The following is a 22,479-nucleotide window of genomic DNA, read 5'->3' as shown; positions in this document are numbered from 1 at the left end:
CCCCGGCGGCCGCACCACCAGCGGCTCCCGCACCGGCACCCGGCGCGCCCGCCCCCGCCGCACCGGACGCGTCGGCACCAGGTGCACCCGCGGCTCCGCAGGGCCAAGCACCAGTCGAATCAGCTCCGGCACCGGGCGCGGCCGCTCCGAACGCCCAGGCACCGGCAGCCCCCGCACCCGACGGTGCCGCACCGCAAGACCAGACACCGGCCCAGGCGCCGGGCGCCGCACAAGGCCAATCCGCGCCCGCACCGCAGGCCCAGGTGCCAGCGGCCCGAAAGCTCCCTGCCGGAGCCAAATTCATCGCCGACCCGGAAAACCTGGAACCCGGCACCACCCCCGACACCCCGGCTCTCGCGCCGGGCGCGGTCGACCCGGAACTCGTCGACGAGGTCGGCGCCCAGGTCAAGGAGCTCACCCAGGAGACGCCGTTCAGCATGGTCGCGCTCACCGCGCGTGACCTGGTGAACACCACGACCAAGCTGCGCGCCCGCCAGCCCGACGGCAGCTGGGGGCCCTGGTACAACGCCGACCCGATCGACACGCGCGCCACCGATCAGACCCCGGCCGACGCACCGACCGGCACCGAACCGATCTACGTCGGCGAGACGACCGCCGTGCAGATGCTGGTGACCCGCAAGCCCACCGCGAGCCCGGATCACGATCCGGCGCACCTCACCGAGGCCGCACTCAAGGCGGTGCTCATCAATCCGGGCCGGGCGGCGATCGATGCCGCGCTCAACGATGTGGCGGCGGCCCTGCCGGGCGGTGGTCCCAAGGTCATCACCCGGGCGCAGTGGGGTGCCGACGAGTCGATCCGCTGCCAGGAACCCACCTACGACGACGGCATCGGCGGCGTCACCGTGCATCACACGGCGGGCCGCAACGACTACAGCCGGGCCGAGTCGGCGGGCATCGTCCGCGCGATCTACGCCTATCACGCCGAAACCCTCGGCTGGTGCGACATGGGCTACAACGCCTTGGTCGACCAGTACGGGCAGATCTTCGAGGGCCGCTACGGCGGCCTCGACCGGGACGTGCAGGGCGCCCACGCGGGTGGATTCAACGAGAACACCGCCGGCGTGGCGCTGATGGGCAACTACGAGAACGAGCAGCCGAGCAACGAGGCGATCACCGCGATCGGCCGGTTCATCGGGTGGCGCACCGGGATCGCCGGTCTCGATCCCGAGGGCGAGACCGTGATGTACTCCGAGGGCACCGAGTTCACCCCGTACGCCCAGGACGAGGCGGTGGAGCTGCCGGTGGTGTTCGCGCACCGCGACGTGGGCAACACCGACTGCCCCGGCGACGCCGCCTACGCCATGATGGACCGCATCCGCGCCATCGCCGCGGGCAATTCGGTCACCGACGACGCGTCGAGCAACCCGCATCGCCCGCCGAGTAATCAGGCGCGGGCGCCGCAGGGCAACATGGCCGAGCTGGGCGCGCTGGTGGACAAGTTCCTCGGCCTGTCGAGTGAGAATCCGATCGCCAAGCACTGGGTGAGCCGAGGTGGTGCCGACGGTCCGCTCGGCGCGCCGCAGGCGGATCTGCTCGCGGGTGCCGGTGGGCGTCAGTACGCGAAGTTCGCGAACGGGTTCGTGTATTCGGGTGAGAACGGTCAGGTGTTCGAGGTGGTCGGCGCGATTCTCGACCGCTATCTGAGTCTCGGCGCCGACGCGGGCGTGCTCGGCCCGCCGACGGGGAGTTCGTACCTGGTCCCGGACGGTCTCCGCACGGATTTCCAGAACGGTTCGCTGGTGCTCAACGAGCTCACCGGCATCGTCACCACCTTCTGGAAGACCTACAACGACACCTACGAGCAGGAGATGAACGGCAGCAAGCCGGAACAGGCACCCCCGACCACCGCGCCGACGCTCGGCCTGACGGTCCCGGCCGAACCCGGCGCACCGGAAGCCGCCGCACCGACCGGCCCGCAGCCGTCGACCACGGCGCCACCCGCCGGTTCACAGGCGCCCGCCGGTCCTCAGGCGCCGGCTGTGCAGCAGGCCCCTGAGCAGGGAGCTCCGGCGCCCGCCGAGCCCGTCCCCGCGGGCTGACCTACCGCAGCAACGACAGAGCCGGTGCGCTCCTCCGGGAGAGCACCGGCTCTTCGTCATCGGCCCGGAAAGTTCACCGGCTCGGTCCCCGGGCTCATCGAGGCCGAACACCGACAGCGCGCTAGGTCCACCACCGCTCGAGCACCATCGCCACCCCGTCGTCCACATTCGTCCCGGTCACCTCGTCGGCCGCCGCCCGCGCCTCGGGGTGCGCGTTCCCCATCGCGACTCCGTGCCCGGCCATCGTCAGCATCGGCACATCGTTGGGCATGTCCCCGAACGCGACGATCTCGTCCTCGCGCACGCTCATCCGCCGCGCCACCTCGGCCAGCCCGGACGCCTTGGTCACCCCCGGCACGGCGAGTTCGATCAGCCCGTGCTCGGTGGAGTAGGTGATCTCGGCGCGGTCGCCGATCAGCGGGGCCAGCGCCGCGCGCATCTCGGAACTGCGGGCCGTGCTGAACCGGATCAGCATCTTGATGGCCGGTGCGTCGATCACCTCGGCATACGAGACGACGGTGTCGTCGGGATTGAGCCAGGCGTGTTCATACGTCGGCGAGCTGACGAACTGCGGCGTCGCCGCGTCGTGCGCGCTCACCCCCACCCGTTCGGCGGCGAGCCCACATCCGGGTAACACGCGTTCGGCGATCTCGGCGAGCCAGCCGAGGGTCTCGGTGTCGAGGGTGTGGCTGGCGAGCACGCGGTCGGTGGCGCTGTCGTAGACGACGGCGCCGTTTCCGCAGATGGCCAGCGGTGCGTAGCCGAGTTCGCTGACCACCGGGTCGATCCAGCGGGGCGGTCTGCCGGTGGCGAGCACGAAGGTGGCGCCGTCGGCGAGGACAGCGCCGACGGCGGCCTTGGTACGGGGTGAAATCCGGTCGGCGTCGTCGATGAGGGTGCCGTCGACGTCGGTGGCGACCAGCTTCGGTTTCGGGTGCGTGCTCGTCATCGTTTCCATCCTGCCGCACGTCGGCACGCGGCCGCGCGTGACTGTCCTTATGATCAGGGCTTGATTACCCGATCCAGAGGGGACTGATGACCGGCTTCTTGATGCGGCGCGCGCTGAACTACCTCGTGCTCCTGTTGCTGGCTTCGTTTCTGACGTTCAGCCTCGCCTCACTCACCTTCCGTCCGCTCGACAGTCTCGAGCAGCGCAATCCGCGCCCACCGCAGTCGGTGATCGACGCCAAGGCCGAGCAGCTGCATCTCGACGAGCCGATCCCACAGCGCTATCTCACCTGGCTCGGTGGTGTGGCGCAAGGTGATTTCGGGACGACGCTGGCCGGGCAGCCGGTGAGCGAGGAATTGGGCAGGCGGGTCGCGGTGAGTCTGCGGCTGTTGATCCTCGGATCGATCATCGGCACGGTCCTCGGTGTGCTGATCGGTGCGGCGGGTGCGATCAGGCAGTACAAATTCAGCGACTATTTCTCGACGGTGCTGTCGCTGCTGATCTTGTCCACACCGATATTCCTCTTGGCGACCTTGCTGAAATACGGTGCGCTGGAAATCAATACGCTCACCGGTAGCCAGATCTTCCTCTATACGGGTGAAACCTCGGCCACCGAGATCACCGGTCTGTGGAACCAGATCGTCGATCGCGTACAGCATCTCGTGCTGCCGACCTTGGCGCTCGCCCTCGGCGGCATGGCCGGGTACAGCCGCTATCAGCGCAACGCCATGCTCGATGTGCTGCAGAGCGATTTCATCCGGACCGCGAGAGCCAAAGGCCTGACCCGTAATCGGGCGCTCTACAAACACGGCCTGCGCACCGCGCTGATCCCGATGGCCACGATTTTCGCCTACAGCCTCGGCGGTCTCATCACCGGTGCCACCTTCACCGAGAAGATCTTCGGCTGGCACGGTGTCGGCGAGTGGCTGGTCGACTCGATCAATGCCCAGGACCTGTACGTGGTGGTCACCGTGACCGCATTCGCCGGGCTCGTGGTGCTCGTGTCGGGCCTGCTGTCCGATATCGTTCTCGCCCTGCTCGACCCGAGGGTGCGTGTGTCATGACCGAGACCGAACTGATCGTCGTCGGCGCGCCCGAGGTCGCGGCCGCCGGTCGCCGCAAGCTGGTGTGGCGGCGTTTCCTGCGCAACAAGCCCGCCGTGGCCGGTGCGGTGATCCTGGTGCTGCTGCTGATCGCCAGTTTCGCGCTGCCGCCGCTGCTGCCCTGGGACTACCAGCAGATGGACTACAAGGCGCTGATGAAGCCGCCGAGCCTCGAGCACCCGTTCGGCACCACCCAGATCGGGCAGGACGTGCTCGCCCAAACCCTGCGTGGCCTACAGAAGTCGCTCGTCATCGGCTTCTGTGTCGCGCTGTTCTCCAGCGTGATCGCCGCGACCGCCGGTGCGGTGGCCGGGCTGCTCGGCGGCTGGACCGACCGGGCCATCATGTGGCTGGTCGACCTGCTGCTCGTGGTGCCAAGCTTCATCATCATCGCGCTGTTCGCCCCGCGCACCAAGGGTTCCGGGTCGATCGCGATCCTGATCGTGCTGCTCAGCGTGTTCGGCTGGATGATCGCCGCACGCATCATCCGTGGTCTCACACTCAGCCTGCGTGATCGCGAATTCGTCCGTGCCGCACGGTATATGGGCGCGCCGACGCGCAAGATCATCGTGAGCCACATCGTGCCGAACATCGCCTCGATCCTCATCATCGACACCACCCTCGCCGTGGGCGCGGCGATCATGGCCGAAACCGGTTTGAGCTTCCTCGGTTTCGGTGTGCAGCCACCCGATGTGTCGCTGGGTTCGCTGATCGCCGCGGGCACCAAGTCGGCGCTCACCTATCCGTGGTTGTTCCTCTTCGCCGGTGGGCTGCTCATCACGATCGTGTTGTGCGCCAATCTCGTCGGCGACGGTCTGCGTGACGCGTTCGATCCCGGTGCCCGTGGTGCGCGCAAGTGGCGCAAGGACAGCGCCGAGCGCAAGGACCAGGCGCAGGTGGAGTTGAAGAAAGCCGAGAAGCGATGACGAATTCGACCGCACCGCTGCTGGAAGTCACCGATCTGCGGGTGTCGTTCCCCGGCGAGGAGGGCCGCGTCGAAGCCGTGCGCGGGGTGAACTACACCGTGTCCGACGGTGAGGTCCTCGCCATCGTCGGCGAGTCCGGTTCCGGCAAGTCGGTGTCCTCGCTCGCGGTGATCGGGCTGCTGCCCGAGCAGGCGCGGGTGCAGGGTTCGGTGCGGTTGCGTGGCCGCGAACTGCTCGGCCTGGGCGACAAGCAGATGTCGAAGCTGCGCGGTTCCTCGATCAGCATGGTGTTCCAGGACCCGCTCTCGGCGCTCACGCCGGTGTACCGGGTGGGCGACCAGGTGGCCGAGGCGCTGCTCGCGCACGGCAAGATGAACCGCAAGGAAGCCGGCGAAAAGGCCGTCGAACTGCTCGAACTCGTCGGCATCCCCGATGCCCGGGCGCGTTCGCGTGCCTTCCCGCACGAGTTCTCCGGCGGTATGCGTCAGCGGGTGGTGATCGCGATGGCCATCGCCAACGATCCCGCCCTCATCATCTGCGACGAACCGACCACCGCGCTCGACGTCACCGTGCAGGCGCAGATCCTCGACCTGCTGCGCAAGGCGCGCGACATCACCGGTGCCGGCGTCATCATGATCACCCACGACATGGGCATCGCGGCGACGCTCGCCGACCGGGTCGCGGTGATGTACGCCGGGAAGGTCGTCGAAACAGCCCCGGTGACAGAACTTTTCGCGGCGCCACGCATGCCGTACACGGTCGGCCTGCTCGGTTCCATCCCCCGCATGGACGGTCCCGCCCGCACCCCGCTGATCCCGATCGTCGGCGCACCGCCCGCCATGCACGCCCTGCCGCCGGGGTGTTCGTTCGCGCCGCGCTGCCCCGTCTCGATCGACGACTGCACCGCCGCCGAACCCCCGCTCGAGCGGGTGAGCCAAGGTCATTCGGCGGCCTGCATCCGCACCGCCGAACTCGGCACACCGGAACTGTTCGACGCCTACCGCGCCGACATCGCGGCCCAGCCGCATCCCGACCGCACCGACGACGACGTGGTCCTTCGGGTCACCGACCTGGTGAAGACCTTCCCGCTCACCTCGGGTGTGCTGTTGCGGCGGCGCACCGGCGAGGTGCGGGCCGTCGACGGGATCAGTTTCAGTGTGCGCGCGGGCCGCACCCTGGCGCTGGTCGGTGAGTCCGGTTCGGGCAAGTCGACGACGCTCACCCAGATCATGGATCTGGTTCGCCCCCAATCGGGTTCGATCGAGGTGCTCGGTCACGATGTCGCCACGCTCACCAAGGCGCAGACCCGGGAGATCCGGCGCAAGATGCAGATCGTCTTCCAGGACCCGAGCGCCTCGCTCGACCCGCGCCTGCCGATCTTCGACGTGCTCGCCGAACCGTTGCGCATCGACGGACGCTCCCGCGACGAGGTGAACAAGCGGGTGCCGGAGTTGTTGCGGCAAGTCGGGCTGCGGCCCGAGCACGCCGACCGGTACCCGTCGGATTTCTCCGGCGGGCAGAAGCAGCGCATCAGCATCGCGCGGGCGCTCGCGCTGGATCCGTCGTTGCTCGTCCTGGACGAACCGGTGTCGTCGCTGGACGTGTCGATTCAGGCCGGTGTGCTGAATCTGCTGCGCGATCTGCAGGCCGAGCGGGGTCTGTCGTATCTGTTCGTGTCGCACGACCTGTCGGTGGTGCGCAATCTGGCCCACGACATCGCGGTGATGTTGCGCGGCAAGATCGTCGAATCCGGTCCGGCGGAGCAGATTTTCGCGAATCCTCAGCACGAGTACACCCGCTCGCTGATCGCGGCCGTGCCCGAACCCGCCGTGAGCGGCTGACCTTGGAGGAGACGCCATGAGAACCCGACGCCTACGCACGCACGGTGCCCGGCTGCGCTGTGCGGCCGTGGTGGTGGCCGCCGGGATGATCGTGGCGGGTTGTGGCGGCGGTGACGACGCGGCCGACGGGTACACCAGCGCGATCGGCAGCTCCATCGACATCAATCCCAAGGAAGTCGGGGAACTGCGCGAGGGCGGGAATCTGCGCCTGGCCGTCACCTCGTATCCGGCGAACTGGAACACGCTGTCCAACGACGGCAACGACGGGGAGATCGGCGAGATCGTGCGCGCCATGCTGCCGCGCGCGTTCGAAGTGGACGCGTCGGGTCAGCTGACGGTCGACACCGACTTCTTCACCGGCGTGGAGTTGACCAGCACCGATCCGATGCGGGTGACGTACACGATCAATCCCGCGGCGGTGTGGTCCGACGGTACGCCCATCACCTGGGAGGACATCGCCGCCCAGGCCAACGCGCTGAGCGGGCGCGACAAGCGGTACCTGATCGCGATCACCAACGGTTTCGAATTCGTCGAGAAGGTGGAGCGCGGCGTCGACGACCGGCAGGCCGTGCTCACCTTCAACACCCCCTACGCCGACTGGCGCGGACAGTTCGCGGGCAACACCAACCTGTATCCGAAGTCGGTGACCAGCACTCCCGAGGCGTTCAACACCAGCCTCGCCGATGCGATGGGTGTGTCGGCCGGGCCGTTCATCGTCACCGGCACCGATCGCGGTCAGGGACGGATCACGTTGGGCCGCAACCCCCGCTGGTGGGGTGACAAGCCGGTGCTCGACACCATCACCTACTCGGTGCTCGACCATTCGTCGTGGGTGCAGGCGTTGCAGAACAACGAACTCGACCTGGTCCGGTTGACCACCCTCGAAGATGTGCAGACCGTGCGCGGTACCCAGGACCTCGTCGTGCGCCGCGCACCCGGCAATCGCTGGCGCCACATCACGTTCAACGGTGCGCCCGGCTCGATCCTCGCTGAAGAAGGTGTGCGCGTAGCCATTTCGAAGGCGATCGACCGCCAGCACATCGTCGACGCCTTGCAGGGCGGACTCGTCGAAAAGCCGACTCCGCTGAACAACCACATCTTCCTGCAGGGCCAAAAGGGTTACCAGGACAACAGTCTCGGATTCGACCCCGACGCCGCCGCCCGCGAACTCGATGCCCTCGGCTGGAAACTCAACGGCGACGTGCGCGAGAAAGACGGCCGCAAACTCGTCATCCGCGACGTGATGTACAACGACCCCACCTGGGTGCAGATCGCCCAGATCATCCAGCAGAACCTGGCCGCGATCGGCGTCGGCCTCACCATCGACACCAAACCGGGCGCGGGCTATTTCACCGATGTCATCCAGCCCGGCGACTTCGACGCCGCCCAATTCATCTTCCAGGGCGACCCGTTCCCCCTGAGCAGCATCCGCCAGATCTACTACTACGACCCCGACGACCTCCAAGGCAACTACGGCCGCATCGGCTCCCCCGAACTCAACGCCCTCATCGAACGCACGCTCACCGAACTCGACCCGGAAAAGTCCATCGAACTCGCCAACCAAGTCGACCGCAAAGTCTTCGAAGAAGGCCATTCCCTGCCACTCATGCAAACCGACGGAAGCGTCGGCGCCCGCTCGACCCTCGCCAATATCGGTTCACCGGGACTGGCCACCTACGACTACACGAAGATCGGATTCCTGAAATGACCACAGCTACCTATGGTTCCCGGCTGCGCCGCGCCGGATTTCGCGTCGCCGCACCAGTCGCCGCGCTGACGCTGCTGCTCGGTGGTTGTGGTTCCGGTCCCGAGCTGGAGACCGGGTCGAGTTCGATCACGGCGATGAACGACATCAACCCCAAGGAACGCGACGAATTGCGGGACGGCGGCAACCTCCGGCTTCCGCTCACCGGATTCCCGCCCACCTTCAACGCGAACCACATCGACGCCGACGGCGAGGTGAGCGATGTGGTCGGGTGGACTCTGCCCGGCACGATCAATGCCGATGCCGCGGGCAACATCACGATTGACCACAACTATTTCACCGACGTGCAGCTCACCAATACCGAACCGCAGCAGGTGACGTACACGATCAACCCGAAGGCGGTGTGGTCGGACGGTTCGCCCATCACCTGGGAGGATCTGAAGTCGCAGGCACATGCGTTGAGCGGTCGCGATCTCGGTTATCAGGTGTCGGCGACGCAGGGCTACGACCGTGTCGAGAAGGTCGAGCGCGGCGTCGACGATCGACAGGCGGTCGTCACCTACGCCAAGCACTACGCCGAATGGCAGGGCCTGTTCAATCCGCTGTACCCGAAGCAGAGCACCGCAACGACCCAGGCCTTCGACGACATGTACCGCAACGAAATGCCGCTGTCGGCGGGGCCGTTCATGGTGACCGGGATCGACCGCGCGCAGCAGCGCATCACCTTGAACCGCAACCCGAAATGGTGGGGTGACACCCCGAAGCTCGACACGGTCACCTACAGCGTGCTCGACTATTCGGCACGGCTGAACGCCCTGCAGAACAACGAACTCGACGCTGCGACGGTTTCGGGCATCGATGAGGTGAAGACCGCGAGCAATTCCCCCGGCATCAAGGTGCGCCGCGCCCCCGCGCCGCGGTTCTCGCACTTCACCTTCAACGGCGCGCCCGGTTCCATCCTGGCCGACCCGAAGCTGCGCGTCGCGATCTCCAAGGGCATCGACCGTCAGGCCATCGCCACCGCCACCCAGAACGGCATCGTCACCGACCCGAAGCCGCTCAACAACCACATCTACCTCGACGGGCAGAAGGGCTATCAAGACAACGCCCAGTCGGTGGCCTACGACCCCGCCGAAGCAGCCCGCATGCTCGACGAACTCGGCTGGAAGCTCAACGGTGACGTCCGCGAGAAAGACGGCCGCAAACTCGAGATCCGCGATGTGATGTACCAGCAGGACAGCTGGGTGCAGATGGCCCAGATCGCGCAGCAGAACCTGGCCCAGATCGGGGTGAAACTGCACATCGAGACCTACCCGGGCAACGGCCTGTTCACCGATGTCATCGACCCGGGCAATTTCGATATCGCGCAGTTCACCTGGTCCAAGAGCATTTTCCCGCTCGGTGCGCTCCCCCAGATCTACGCCTACAACCCGGAAAACCCGCTCAGCAACAAGGGCCGCATCGGCTCCCCCGAACTGAACGCCCTGATCGAGGACATCATCTCCGAGCTGGACCCGGAGAAGGCGATCGAAATGGCCAACGAGGCCGACCGGATCATCTTCGAATCCGGTTTCTCCCTGCCCATCGTGCAGTCGGCGGGCACGGTCGCGGTGCGCGAAACACTCGCCAACTACGGTGCCTCGGGGTTGGCTTCCTACGACTACACCAAGGTCGGCTTCGTCAAGTGACCTCGGCCCGCTTACGGAAAGGGCGCAACCCCATGCGAATTCGCTCGCTCGGTACCCGGTTCGCGGTGCCATGTGTGGCCATCGGCCTGATCCTGTCCGGGTGTTCGGCCGACACCGGCGGTTCCTCCGGTACCAATCTCATCGGTACCGGTAACGACATCAACGCCCACGATGTGGCCGACCTGCGCGACGGTGGCAATCTGCGATTGGTGCTGAGCGCACTGCCGGAAACGTTCAACTATTTGCAGGTCGACGGGACTACCGAGAACACCGGCGATGTGATCGAGCCGTTGCTGCCCTCGCCCTACACCAGTAATGCCGCAGGCGAATTGTCGGTCAACCATGACTATTTCACCGATATCCAGCTCACCGGTACCAATCCCCAGCAGGTGACGTACACGATCAACCCGAAGGCGATGTGGTCCGACGGGACGCCGATCACCTGGGAAGATCTTCGCTCGCAAGCGGCGGCGCTCAGTGGCCGTGACCCGGCGTATCTGATTTCGGCGACCAGCGGGTTCGAGCGTGTGGAGAAGGTGGAGCGCGGTGTCGATGATCGGCAGGCCGTCGTCACCTTCTCGCAGCCGTATGCCGAATGGCAGGGACAGTTCAGTCCGCTGTATCCGAAGGCGAGCACCGAATCGGCCGCGGCGTTCAACGACCGTGACCGCAATGGTCTCGTGGTGAGCGCCGGCCCGTTCCAGATCAGCTCGATCGACCGCACGCAGAACCGGATCGTCCTGTCACGCAATCCGGCCTGGTGGGGCGCGACACCCAAACTCGACACGATCACCTTCAGCGTGCTCGACAGTTCAGCTTGGCTGCCCGCCATCCAGAACAACGAACTCGACGTCGCCTACATGTCGGGGATCGAGAACGTGACCGGCGCCAAGCAGGCGGCGGGCGTGGTGCTGCGGCGCACGCCGGAACCGAGCTGGTCGCACATCACGTTCAACGGCGCGCCCGGTTCGCTGCTCGAGGACCCGCAGTTGCGGATCGCGCTGTCCAAGGCGATCGACCGGCAGGGCATCGTCAATGCCGCGCAGAACGGCGTGGTCGACGATCCGAAGCCGCTGAACAACCACATCTACATGCAGGGACAGAAGGGGTACCAGGACAATTCCGGACCCATCTCCTTCGACCCGACCGCGGCGGCGAAGATGCTCGACGACCTCGGCTGGAAACTCAACGGTGAGGTTCGCGAGAAGGACGGGCGCAAGCTCGAACTCCGCGATGTGATGTACCAGCAGGACGGCTGGGTACAGACCGCGCAGATCGTGCAGCAGAACCTGGCACAGATCGGCGTGAAGCTGAACATCCAGACGGTGCCGGGTGCGGGGCTTTTCAAGGACGTGATCGACCCGGGCAACTTCGAACTGGCCCAGTTCAGTTGGGGCGGAAGCGTGCTGCCGCTCGGTGCGTTGCCGCAGATCTACGCCTACGACCCGAACAACTTGAAGTCCAACAAGGCCCGGATCGGGTCGCCGGAGCTGAACGCGCTCATCGAACGCACGATCTCCGAACTCGATCCCGACAAGGCGCGCGAACTCGCCAACGAATGCGACAAGCTGATCTTCGCTTCCGGCTATTCGATTCCGCTGCAACAGGCTTCGGGCACCTACGCCGTGCGGGAGAACCTCGCCAACTACGGAGCGTTCGGCCTCGCGTCACCCGACTACACCAAGGTCGGCTTTCTGAAGTGAGCCTGCGAGCCCTCACCTATCCACTGGCGGTCACCTGCGGCACCCTCGTCGTCATCGCGGCGTGGGTGCCGTTCGCCGACCTGGATCAGGTGAGTGCGCTGGCCGTGGTGGCGTTGGGGGTGCTCGGGTACACCGGCTATCAGCTGGCGCTGGCGTTCGGGGTGCTGCCCAGCGGGGTCGCGGCGCGGCAGGACGGCCGCGGGATCGCGGCGGGGCGGCGGGTTCGGCAGCAGCATCGGCTGGTGAGCCGGTCGTTCCTGGAGATCAGCGCGGGTGAGTGCACGGTGTGGCAGCCGGTGTTCTACGAACCGGCACTGTCCACCCTCACCCCCACCGACCTGGACATCACCCCGCGCTCGATTTCCGCGGGCTCGACCCGGTTCTTCCCCTCCGGCCGGGCACGCACCACCGAGCCCCCGGGCAAGCTCGTCGACAACCCCACCCGTCCCGCCGACCCACCCGCCTTCACCCCAACCCGGCGCCTGATCCTCGACGCCCAATCCACGGTCGCCGCCCCTTTCGCCGGCCTTCTCTGGGTCTACGTCATGAACGGCGGCCTCCCCGCCTTCATCGGCGCCACCACCGTCGCCGCCGCCACCGCCACCTGGCTCTCCGCCATCCGAGGCTCCGACCCCAGCTGAACGATTGATCACCACGCTCTGATGGCGACATCGGCCGAGTAGCTTCCGCCACCAGAGCGTGGTGATCGCGCGTCCAGATCGGTTGAGCGTGGGGCGAGTACCGGTCGGGCGCTGCGACAGTCGCGGCTGTGGTCGCCTTCGAACCGCTACCGCCCAAGCCTGCGCCGAAGCGGGATTTTGCCTGCTCGGACTGATAGCCGTCCGTCCGAGGTGCCGTGCTAGGGTCGCGGACTGGTCTTACCACTTGACCAGCTGGCCAGACGGGGCGCATGCTGGGGGTATGGCGTGGACTCCTGTTGTGAAGCGGTCGGTATCCGGGGACGTGTTCGAGCAGATCGCCGAGCAGGTTCTGGGTGGGGAGCTGACGGTGGGGAGTTCGTTGCCGAGTGAGCGGCAGCTGGCCGAGGCGCTGGGGGTTTCACGGCCTGCGGTGCGGGAGGCGTTGCAGCGGTTGGCGGCGGCTGGGTTGGTCTCGGTGCGGCAGGGGGAAGCCACGACTGTGCTGGATTATCGGCGCAGTTCGGGGTTGGAGGTGCTGCCACGGCTGTTGCTTCGGGGGGACTCGATCGATCCGGCGGTCGCGCGGAGCATCCTCGAGGCGCGGTTGCACAACGGGCCGAAGATCGCCGAGCTCGCCGCGCGCCGGGTGCGCGGGGAGGCCGCTCGCGGGGGCGGCACGACCCCGTCGGCCGAGGCCGCGCCGACGCCCATCGCGGAATCGGCGGTGGACGGCGTGTTGACGCTCCTGCACGACTCGGTCGAAAGGCTTGTCGCCGAATCGGATCCACTCACCCAGCAGCGGATCGCGCTCGAATTCTGGGATCACGTGCTCGATCTCGCCGACTCGATCGCGTTCCGGCTGATGTATTCCATGCTGCGCGCCGCCTACGAACCCGCGTTGGCCGCGCTCGCGCCGATCATGTCCGCCGAGGTGGGCAATGGGGGCGCGTATCGAGACCTGGCCGCCGCGATCGACGCGGGCGAGCCGGAACGGGCCGCCGAATGCGCTCGGGCACTGCTCGAGCCGGCGACCACCGCTCTCATCCATGCCCTCGACGGGGCATGATCCACCCGAGGAAGCACCATGACTACTGACCGTCCGACAACGTCGTCGCACGAAACCGTCACCGGCACAGGCGAGAAGGCTGCCGAACGGACCGGCTCGGGCTCCGGCGAGCACCTGCCTCCCACGAAGCGAAGCGAATCCGCCGGCAGCTCGGCCCGAATTCGCCGCAGCGTGTCCCTGGACGCGGCGGGGCGAGAATTCCTTCGGCATCCGTCGCCGTGGATGATCGGCGCGGTACTGATCGTCGCCTCGGTCGCACGCGTGCTGGTCGGGGATTGGCGGCTCACCGACGCACTGGTGCCGATCCTGTTCCTCGCGGCATTCCCGCTGATCGAATGGATCATCCATGTCACCGTTTTGCATTGGCGGCCACAGCATCTGGGTCCGATCACTCTCGACAGCGAGTTGGCCCGCAAACACCGCGCCCACCACACCGACCCGCGCGATGTGCCGCTGATCTTCATCCCGCCGAAGTCGCTGCTGCTCACCATCGCGGCCCTGGTGGCCATCGCGCTGCTCGCGTTCCCGCGCCTCGGCCTCGGCCTCACTTTCCTGCTCACCATTACCGTTCTCGGCCTGCTCTACGAGTGGACGCACTACCTGATCCACACCGACTACAAGCCGAAACATGCCGCGTATCGGGCGATTTGGCGTAATCATCGCCATCACCACTACAAGAACGAGCACTACTGGTTCACGGTAACCACCACCGGCACGGCCGATCGACTGCTCGGCACCGCGCCGGACCCGGCCACCACGCCGACCTCACCGACCGCCCGAAACCTGCACGCACACTGACCCTCCGTCCCTGACGCCCGGCTCGCACCCCGCGAGCCGGGCGTTCTCCGTTCGAGCGAATCCACTCTTGACACATTCATACCCTAGGGGGGTAAGGTATCGTCCACGAGACGCACTCCGCTCGAAAGGACGAAAGTCGTGACTACGCAATCGCAATCCACCCGCAGATGGTGGGCGCTGGCAGTGATCGCCGCCGCGCAATTCATGGTCATCATGGACACCTCGATCATCGGGATCGCGCTGCCCAAGATGCAGGCCGAACTCGGCTTCACCCCCGGAAATCTCACCTGGGTCTTCAATGCCTACGTGATCGCCTTCGGCGGTCTGCTCCTGCTCGGCGGACGGCTGTCGGACCTGTTCGGCGCCCGCAGGGTGTTCGGGGCCGGCTGGCTGGTGCTGGCCGTCGGTTCGGTGATCGCCGGTGCCGCGGGCTCGGTCGGCGTCGAGCTGGCCGGTCGCGCGATCCAGGGAGCCGGTTCGGCGCTGATCGCACCGTCGGCGCTCACGCTGCTGATGATGTTGTTCGGCGGTACGCCACAGGAACTCACCAAGGCACTCGCGGTGTACGGCGCGGCTGCGCCGGCAGGCGGTACGGCGGGCGTGTTCCTGGGTGGCGTCATCACCGAATATGTGAGCTGGCCTTGGGTTTTCTACATCAACATCCCGATCGCCGTGCTCGCGCTGATCGCGGTTCCGCTGTTGATGCCCGCCGCGCCCGCCCGTAAGGGATCCATCGACCTCGCCGGATCCGTCACTGTGACAGCCGGTCTGGCCGCGGCCGTGTACGCCATCGTGCAGGCGCCGGAGGTCGGCTGGGCATCCGGGCAGACCTGGGGTGTGCTCGCCGTGGCCGCCGCCTTGCTCGCCGGCTTCGTCGCCATCCAGTCGCGCCGCTCGGAACCGCTGATGCGGCTGAGCATCTTCCGCGCACCGAACCTGGCCGCCGCCAACTTCGCCCAGTTCGCGCTGGCCGCCGCGTGGGTGCCGATGTGGTTCTTCCTCAACCTGTACCTGCAGCAGGTACTCGGCTACAGCGCGTTCCCCTCGGGCGCGGCGCTGCTGCCGATGACGACGCTCATCATGCTCGGCATGGTCGTGCTCGCCCCGAAGGCGATGCAGCGGTTCGGCGCCAAGCCGATGATCGTGACCGGCCTGGTGGTGCTCGGTCTCGGCCTGGGCATCATGTCGCTGGTTCGCCCCACCGGCAATTTCTGGGTCGACGTGCTGCCGGCCTCGCTGGTGGCCGCGGGCGGTATGTCGCTGGCGTTCATCCCCTCGCTCGGCACCGCTATCTCGGCGGCGCGACCGGAGGAGGGCGGGCTCGCCTCGGGCATCGTCAATGTCAGCTACCAGGTGGGTTCGGCGCTCGGCCTGGCCGCGATGACGGCGGTGGCGGCCGCGTTCGGCGCGGGTGAACTGAGCGATCCGACGGCACTCACCGACGGCTACTCCGCCGCCTTCCTCGGCGCGGGCCTGCTGGCTCTCGTCGGCGCGGGCATCGCGGCGGCGACCCTGCGCAGCCCCGCCGAGGACAAGACCCCCGCCCAGGTTTGACAGCTTACCCTAGGGGGGTATGGTAACTATGACGACGACAGAGGAGAACATCATGAGCACCACCGTGACCGTCACCGGCATGACCTGCGGCTGCTGCACCAACAAGGTGCGCGACAAGGTCGGCGCCCTGCCCGGCGTCACCGGCGTCGAGGTCGACCTGGCCGCAGGCTCGGTGACCATCGAAGGCGCCGCCCCCGACCGCACCACCCTCGCCGACGCCGTCACCGCCGCCGGCTTCCAGCTCGCAGACTGAAACCGAAACGGAGCATCCCGATGAACGCAACAGGCAAGTTCGCCGGATTCACCCTCGGCCTCGCGGCGGTCTTCGGGATCGCTCTGGGTGTCGGCGCCCTGGTCGGTCCGGAGCCCACCCAGGCTCCGGCCGGGCACGGCGAGCACTCGGCGGCGGCACCGGCCGACGACCTGCCCGGTGGCCTGCTGGTCACCGACCAGGGCTACACGCTGGCGCTCGACACAACGGTCGTGAAGAGCGCGGCACAGACGCCCGTCTCGTTCCGCATCCTCGACGCGAGCGGCGCACCGCTCACCGAGTACCAGACCAGCCACGACAAAGACCTGCACCTGATCGTGGTCCGCCGCGACATGGCCGCCTTCCAGCACGTCCACCCGGTGCTCGACGCCGCGGGCACCTGGTCGGTGCCGCTGAACCTGAGCCGGGCGGGTGACTACCGGGTGTTCGCCGACTTCACCCCGGCGGGCGGGTCGAACCTGACCCTCGGTGCCGACCTGCGCGTGGCGGGCAACTACGACGTCCAGGCGCTGCCCGCACCGGCGGCCACCGCCAAGGTCGGCGAGTACACCGTCGCGCTGAACGGAACCGTGGCTCCGGGCCAGTCCTCGAAGGTCACGCTGTCGGTGAGCCGCGACGGCACGCCGGTCACCGACCTGCAGCCCTACCTCGGCGCCTACGGTCACCTGGTCGCCCTGCGCGCCGCCGACCTCGCCTACCTGCACGTTCACCCCGAAGGCACGCCCGGCGACGGCGTGACACCGGCCGGTCCCGGCATCGACTTCGTGGTGAACGCACCGAGCGCGGGCGACTACCGCCTGTTCCTCGACTTCCAGCACCAGGGCGTGGTCCGCACCGCCGAGTTCACCCTGCGCGTCGCCCAGTCGGATGCGAGCACTCCCGCACCGACCAGCGCACCGGCCGACCACGGCACCCCCAGCCACGGCCACTGAGCACCACCCGCAAACCTTCAGCAAGAATCGATATCAGGAAACGATCGGAGCATCCCATGACCGCCGTGACACACCCACCGGGCACCGGCCAGGTAGAACTGGTGATCGGTGGCATGACCTGCGCTTCCTGCGCGAACCGCATCGAGAAGAAGCTCAACAAGCTCGATGGCGTCACCGCGACCGTCAACTACGCCACCGAGAAGGCGCGCGTGGATGTCACCGGTGACGTGTCCCCCGAGGACCTCATCGCCACCGTCGAGCAGGCCGGCTACACCGCGGCACTGCCCGCCCCGAAGCAGCCCGAGACCACCGACGCGCCCACCGAGGACGACCCGACCGCATCGCTGCGCACCCGCCTGCTGGTGTCGCTGGTGCTCACCGTCCCGGTGATCGCGATGGCGATGATCCCCGCTCTGCAGTTCACCAACTGGCAGTGGCTCTCGCTCACCCTGGCCGCGCCGGTCGTGATCTGGGGCGCGCTGCCGTTCCACAAGGCGGCCTGGACCAACCTCAAGCACGGCACCGCGACCATGGACACCCTGGTGTCGATGGGCACGCTCGCCGCGTTCGGATGGTCGCTGTACGCACTGTTCTGGGGCACCGCGGGCACACCGGGTATGACGCACCCGTTCGAATTCACCATCGCCCGGATGGACGGCACCGGCAGCATCTACCTCGAGGCCGCCGCGGGCGTCACCACGTTCATCCTGGCCGGACGCTACTTCGAGGCCAGGTCCAAGCGCCGCGCCGGTGCCGCGCTGAAGGCGCTGCTCGAGCTGGGCGCCAAGGACGTGGCCGTGGTGCGGGGCGGTGTGGAGACACGAATCCCGGTGGAGCAGTTGGCCGTCGGTGACGTGTTCGTCGTCCGCCCCGGTGAGAAGATCGCCACCGATGGTGTGGTGACCGAGGGTTCCTCGGCCGTCGACGCCTCCATGCTCACCGGCGAATCGGTGCCGGTGGAGGTCGGCGTGGACGACACCGTCACCGGTGCGACCGTGAACGTCGGTGGACGACTCCTGGTGCGCGCCACCAGAATCGGCTCCGACACCCAGCTCGCCCAGATGGCGCAGATGGTCGAGGACGCCCAGACCGGCAAGGCGCAGGCCCAGCGCCTGGCCGACAAGATCTCGGGCATCTTCGTCCCGATCGTCATCGCGCTGGCCGTCGCCACCCTCGGGTTCTGGCTGGGCACCGGCGGTTCCATCGCCGCCGCCTTCACCGCCGGAGTCGCGGTGCTCATCATCGCCTGCCCGTGCGCCCTCGGCCTGGCCACCCCGACCGCACTGATGGTCGGCACCGGACGCGGCGCGCAGCTCGGCATCCTCATCAAGGGCCCCGAGATGCTGGAATCGACCCGCAAGGTCGACACCATCGTGCTGGACAAGACCGGCACCGTCACCACCGGCAAGATGACCCTGCTCGACGTGATCCCCGCCGAGGGTGAGGACAAGGCCCGCGTGCTGGAACTGGCCGGTGCGCTGGAGGATTCCTCGGAGCACCCGATCGCCCAGGCGATCGCCAAGGCCGCACGCGATGCCGGAACGCTGCCCCAGGTGGAGGGTTTCGCCAATATCGAGGGTCTCGGCGTGCAGGGTGTCGTCGACGGTCACGCCGTGATCGTGGGCCGGGCCCGACTGCTGGCCGACTGGTCGCAGCCCCTCGGTGACGACCTCGCCGCCGCCATGGCCGACGCGGAATCGACGGGTAAGACCGCCGTGGCGATCGGCTGGGACGGCAAGGCACGCGGCGTGCTCGTGGTCGCCGACGCGGTGAAACCGACCTCCGCACAGGCCATCTCGCAGTTCCGCCGGCTCGGCCTCACCCCGATCCTGCTCACCGGCGACAACGCCCGCGCGGCGAACGCCATCGCCGCCGAGGTGGGCATCGAACAGGTGATCGCCGAGGTGCTGCCGCAGGACAAGGTGGAAACGGTCAAGCGGTTGCAGGCCGAGGGCAAGGTCGTCGCCATGGTCGGTGACGGCGTGAACGACGCACCCGCCCTGGCTCAGGCCGATCTCGGCCTGTCGATGGGCACGGGAACCGACGTGGCCATCGAGGCCGCCGACCTCACCCTGGTGCGTGGTGACCTGCGGGCCGCGGCCGACGCGATCCGCCTCTCGCGCCGCACCCTTGCCACCATCAAGGGCAACCTGTTCTGGGCTTTCGCCTACAACGTTGCCGCGATCCCGCTGGCCATGGCGGGCCTGCTCAACCCGATGCTTGCCGGTGCCGCGATGGCGTTCAGCTCGGTCTTCGTGGTGAGCAACAGCCTGCGGTTGCGTCGGTTCAAGTCGACCGCGCAGTAGCGCGCGGAAAGAGCGGGGCGGCAGTTACCTTGCCGCCCCGCTCTTTCGGTGATCCAGATCACTCTTGCGGTTGACCCAAGGTCAGGGTGGAGCCTTGGTCGCAGCGGCGGAAAGCCGATCACGCGAACAGGAGCGATCACCATGTCGAACACGAACACCCCAGCCACTCAGGACCGTCCGGAACTCCAGGAACTCATCGAGCGCATCGTCGACAACGGTTTCGTCGGTGCGTCACTGCGGGTGCACGACCGCCACGGCGAGTGGGTGGGCAGCGCCGGGGTGAGCGAACTCGGCGCCACCACACCGCCGCCCGTCGACGGTCACGTCCGAATCGGCAGCAACACCAAGACTTTCACCGCCGCCATCGTGCTTCGGCTGGTCGCCGAGGGCCGGATCGAGCTGGACGCACCGGCGATCGGCTACCTGCCCGACTACGCACTCGACGAACGGGTCACCGTCCGAATGCTGTTGCAGCACACCAGCGGAATCTTCAATATCACCGGCGAGCTGTACGAGGACGGCACCATCGTGCCCGGCGTGCCCTCCACCATCGCGGGCAAGGAGTGGGTCGACAAGCGGTTCGAGACCTACCGACCGGAGGACCTGGCGAACCTCGCCCTCTCGAAGCCTGCGCGATTCGAGCCGGGGACCGGCTGGAGCTATTCGAACACCAACTACATCATCGCCCGGTTGCTGGTCGAGCAGGTCACCGGCCGCTCGCTCGCCGAGGAGGCGCAGCGCCTGATCTTCGGCCCGCTCGGCATGACCGACACCGTGCTGCCCGGCGCCTCGACGGATCTGCCCGAACCGCACCCGCACGCCTACTACCGCTACAGCGACGGCGGCGAGCAGCACACCGTCGACGTCACCCTGCACAACCCGTCCTGGGTCTGCACCGGCGGCGACATGATCTCGACCACCGCCGACCTGCACACCTTCATCCGCGCCCTGCTCGACGGCACGCTGCTGCCCGAACCGCTGCTGGCCGAGATGCTGCGCACCCACGACACCGGGATCCCCGGCATGCCCTACGGGCTCGGGGTGTTCGTGCAGGAAACCGAGGGCGGCGCCACCTTGATCACCCACAACGGCGGGATCGCCGGTTACGCGACACTGATGTACAGCACCCCCGACGCGAGCGTGACCATGACCGCGTACCTGACCTTCGTCGACGACGCGGAGATGACACTGGCGCCGGTCTTCCAGGTCACGCAGAAGACGCTGGTCGACGCGGTGTTCGGCGGTGAACCGGGAAACGCTCTGTCGGACAAGGCAAGCTGAGCGCATGCGGAACGGGGTGACGATCGGGCAGGCGGCGGCGTTCGTCGGTGTCACGGTGAAGACGGTGCGGCACTATCACAAGCTCGGCCTGGTCACCGAGCCCAAACGGGACAGCGCCGGGTACCGGCGGTACGGCTCGGCCGAACTGTTGCGGCTGGTCCAGGTGCGGACGCTGGCCGCCGCCGGGGTGCCGCTGGCCGACATCGAACCCTTGCTCGACGCCGACGCCGACCAGTTCGCCACCGCCCTGGCCGAGGTCGGACGTCAGCTCACCGAGCGCATCGAGGAGCTCACCGCCCGGCGCGACACGCTGCACCGGCTCAGCGACGGCAATCGAGCCCTGCTGCCCGACCGCGCGGTCGCGATGCTGGAACGGATGCCGAGCCTCGGTTTTCCCGAGGCCGAGGTCGCTGCGACCAGGGAGGGCTGGGTGCTGGCGCGGGCCTTGGTCCCCGACGGGTTCGACGACTACCTCACCGACGTCGAGAACGCCATCGAGGACCCGAACTTCGTCGCCCTGCTGCGGCGTGGTGTCGAGGCCGCGGCTTGGGCACCCGACGATCCCCGCATCGAGAATCTCGCCAACGAGATGATCGAGCACTACCTCGCCAACCCGGCGCATCTGCGAATCGTGACCGGTATGCAAGCCCGCACCGAGGCGGCCACCCGCTACTAGCTCATCGCCCACCACGGCCACGAACCCACCTCCACCGCAGGCGTGCTCGGCGCCCTCGTCGAGACGAAGCTGCGCGCGGCGGGCATCCACATCCCGAGGTAACGCGGCGCTCAGAAGGCGTGCTGGTCGTCGGCCGAGATCGCGAAACCATGGCCGTCGGCCATACAGCGGACGCCCTGCGATGAGGAGTCGCAGGTGTAGCCGTTGACGGTGACGGACTGGCCGTAGTTCAGGACCGCGCCGCCGGCGGGTGAGCCGTCCTGCGGGATACCGACGAAGATGCCCTGGCTGGTGCACAGGAGCTCCGACTTGCCCTGATAGAGGTGTGCGGCGACCTTGCGGTTGGGCGCGTCGGTGCAGTTCGGCAGCTTCGGCGAGATGATATTCGCCTTGCCCAGCTGGCAGCCGACACCGTACGGGGCGGCGGTGAGGATGCCGCACATGATGTTCCCGGTGGGTGATTGGAAGTAGTAGCCGCCGTCGAGCAGGTATTTGGCCGCGTCGACCGTGGTGAAGCCGTTCTTGTCCGGGGCCGGGGCGGTCGACGGTTTCGGGGTATCCGGCGCCTCGGTGTCAGGGTTACCGGCGCCCGGCGAACCCGCGCCAGGCGAAGTCGCCCCCGGTGAGCTCGCGTCGGATGAACCGGCATCAGGTGCGCTGGACGGCTGGGCAGTGCTCGGTGCGTCCGACGAATAGGTGGCCGAGTGCTGAGTGGTAGTGCTCGGCAGGCTCGAACCCGACTCCGCGCCGCAAGCGGTGAGCCCTCCGGTCAATGCCACAACAGCTGCCACCATGAGGACAGTACGCATGAAAACATCTCCGCTCGTTAGCTTTCCCGACCGAATGGTCATTCGTTGATGATGGGGTTGGTCGTTACAGCCGAGCGGTCACGAACCCTCTGACCTTCCGGATCGACATCCGCTCTCACGTTGTCGTTGCAGGGATTCCGGTACATCTCGGCATGTTGTTGATCCCACGC

The 22,479-nt window shown here is 67.4% G+C and carries 18 protein-coding genes; 16 read left to right on the top strand and 2 right to left on the bottom strand.

What is annotated here, in order from left to right:
- Positions 1-2,060, top strand: a 2,060-nt coding sequence (locus NI2_RS25505; protein WP_084476770.1) for an N-acetylmuramoyl-L-alanine amidase, incomplete at its 5' end; no start/stop codon positions are given.
- Between the two features lie 121 nt (positions 2,061-2,181).
- Here the strand turns inward: NI2_RS25505 and NI2_RS25500 are convergent.
- The gene (locus tag NI2_RS25500; RefSeq protein ID WP_067495399.1) at positions 2,182-3,018 is read right to left on the bottom strand and encodes a Cof-type HAD-IIB family hydrolase; all 837 of its coding nucleotides are present in this window, start codon (positions 3,016-3,018) and stop codon (positions 2,182-2,184) included.
- Positions 3,019-3,095: 77 nt separating this feature from the next.
- On the opposite strand from NI2_RS25500, the gene NI2_RS25495 reads away from it, so the two are divergent.
- The 15 genes from NI2_RS25495 (at position 3,096) to NI2_RS25425 (ending at position 21,500) form a co-directional block, all read left to right on the top strand.
- Positions 3,096-4,073: an ABC transporter permease gene (locus NI2_RS25495; protein ID WP_067495397.1), complete on the top strand. Its 978-nt coding sequence runs from the start codon at positions 3,096-3,098 to the stop codon at positions 4,071-4,073.
- Positions 4,070-5,038: an ABC transporter permease gene (locus NI2_RS25490; RefSeq protein WP_067495394.1), complete on the top strand. Its 969-nt coding sequence runs from the start codon at positions 4,070-4,072 to the stop codon at positions 5,036-5,038. Before NI2_RS25495 ends, NI2_RS25490 begins: the two co-directional genes overlap by 4 nt.
- Entirely contained in the window at positions 5,035-6,879 is a 1,845-nt protein-coding gene (locus tag NI2_RS25485) for an ABC transporter ATP-binding protein (protein WP_067495392.1), read from the top strand. Before NI2_RS25490 ends, NI2_RS25485 begins: the two co-directional genes overlap by 4 nt.
- 16 nt (positions 6,880-6,895) lie before the next feature.
- Positions 6,896-8,587 carry an ABC transporter family substrate-binding protein gene (locus NI2_RS25480; RefSeq protein WP_067495389.1) on the top strand — a complete coding sequence of 564 codons (1,692 nt, stop codon included), beginning with the start codon at positions 6,896-6,898 and terminating at the stop codon, positions 8,585-8,587.
- A complete protein-coding gene (locus tag NI2_RS25475) occupies positions 8,584-10,272 on the top strand; it encodes an ABC transporter family substrate-binding protein (RefSeq protein WP_067495386.1) in 1,689 nt (562 codons plus the stop codon). The genes NI2_RS25480 and NI2_RS25475 overlap by 4 nt, the downstream gene beginning before the upstream one ends.
- 32 nt (positions 10,273-10,304) lie before the next feature.
- Positions 10,305-11,975 (top strand): ABC transporter family substrate-binding protein, encoded by a 1,671-nt coding sequence (locus NI2_RS25470; RefSeq protein ID WP_067495385.1) that lies wholly within the window; start codon positions 10,305-10,307, stop codon positions 11,973-11,975.
- A complete protein-coding gene (locus NI2_RS25465) occupies positions 11,972-12,616 on the top strand; it encodes a hypothetical protein (RefSeq protein WP_371852008.1) in 645 nt (214 codons plus the stop codon). Before NI2_RS25470 ends, NI2_RS25465 begins: the two co-directional genes overlap by 4 nt.
- A gap of 280 nt (positions 12,617-12,896) precedes the next feature.
- The gene (locus NI2_RS25460; protein WP_067495383.1) at positions 12,897-13,682 is read left to right on the top strand and encodes a FadR/GntR family transcriptional regulator; all 786 of its coding nucleotides are present in this window, start codon (positions 12,897-12,899) and stop codon (positions 13,680-13,682) included.
- Positions 13,683-13,700: 18 nt separating this feature from the next.
- Positions 13,701-14,480, top strand: coding sequence for a sterol desaturase family protein (locus NI2_RS25455; RefSeq protein ID WP_084476751.1), 780 nt, complete (start codon positions 13,701-13,703; stop codon positions 14,478-14,480).
- A 138-nt stretch (positions 14,481-14,618) separates the two neighbouring features.
- Positions 14,619-16,034 carry an MFS transporter gene (locus NI2_RS25450; protein WP_067495380.1) on the top strand — a complete coding sequence of 472 codons (1,416 nt, stop codon included), beginning with the start codon at positions 14,619-14,621 and terminating at the stop codon, positions 16,032-16,034.
- A 52-nt stretch (positions 16,035-16,086) separates the two neighbouring features.
- Positions 16,087-16,287 carry a heavy-metal-associated domain-containing protein gene (locus tag NI2_RS25445; protein ID WP_067495493.1) on the top strand — a complete coding sequence of 67 codons (201 nt, stop codon included), beginning with the start codon at positions 16,087-16,089 and terminating at the stop codon, positions 16,285-16,287.
- Between the two features lie 20 nt (positions 16,288-16,307).
- Positions 16,308-17,237, top strand: a complete 930-nt coding sequence (locus NI2_RS25440) for a DUF8832 domain-containing protein (RefSeq protein ID WP_067495377.1) — start codon at positions 16,308-16,310, stop codon at positions 17,235-17,237.
- Between the two features lie 56 nt (positions 17,238-17,293).
- Entirely contained in the window at positions 17,294-19,543 is a 2,250-nt protein-coding gene (locus NI2_RS25435; protein WP_067495375.1) for a heavy metal translocating P-type ATPase, read from the top strand.
- Between the two features lie 141 nt (positions 19,544-19,684).
- On the top strand, positions 19,685-20,824 hold the full coding sequence (locus tag NI2_RS25430) for a serine hydrolase domain-containing protein (protein ID WP_067495373.1): 1,140 nt from the start codon (positions 19,685-19,687) through the stop codon (positions 20,822-20,824).
- A 4-nt stretch (positions 20,825-20,828) separates the two neighbouring features.
- A complete protein-coding gene (locus NI2_RS25425; RefSeq protein WP_243750030.1) occupies positions 20,829-21,500 on the top strand; it encodes a MerR family transcriptional regulator in 672 nt (223 codons plus the stop codon).
- Positions 21,501-21,610: 110 nt separating this feature from the next.
- Here NI2_RS25425 and NI2_RS34010 read toward each other — a convergent pair whose 3' ends face one another.
- Positions 21,611-22,309, bottom strand: a complete 699-nt coding sequence (locus NI2_RS34010; RefSeq protein ID WP_067495371.1) for a DUF6636 domain-containing protein — start codon at positions 22,307-22,309, stop codon at positions 21,611-21,613.
- Positions 22,310-22,479: the final 170 nt, after the last annotated feature.

This window comes from Nocardia ignorata NBRC 108230 (assembly GCF_001612905.1).
Classification (GTDB): domain Bacteria; phylum Actinomycetota; class Actinomycetes; order Mycobacteriales; family Mycobacteriaceae; genus Nocardia; species Nocardia ignorata.
This window is presented reverse-complemented; position numbering and strand designations above follow the sequence as displayed.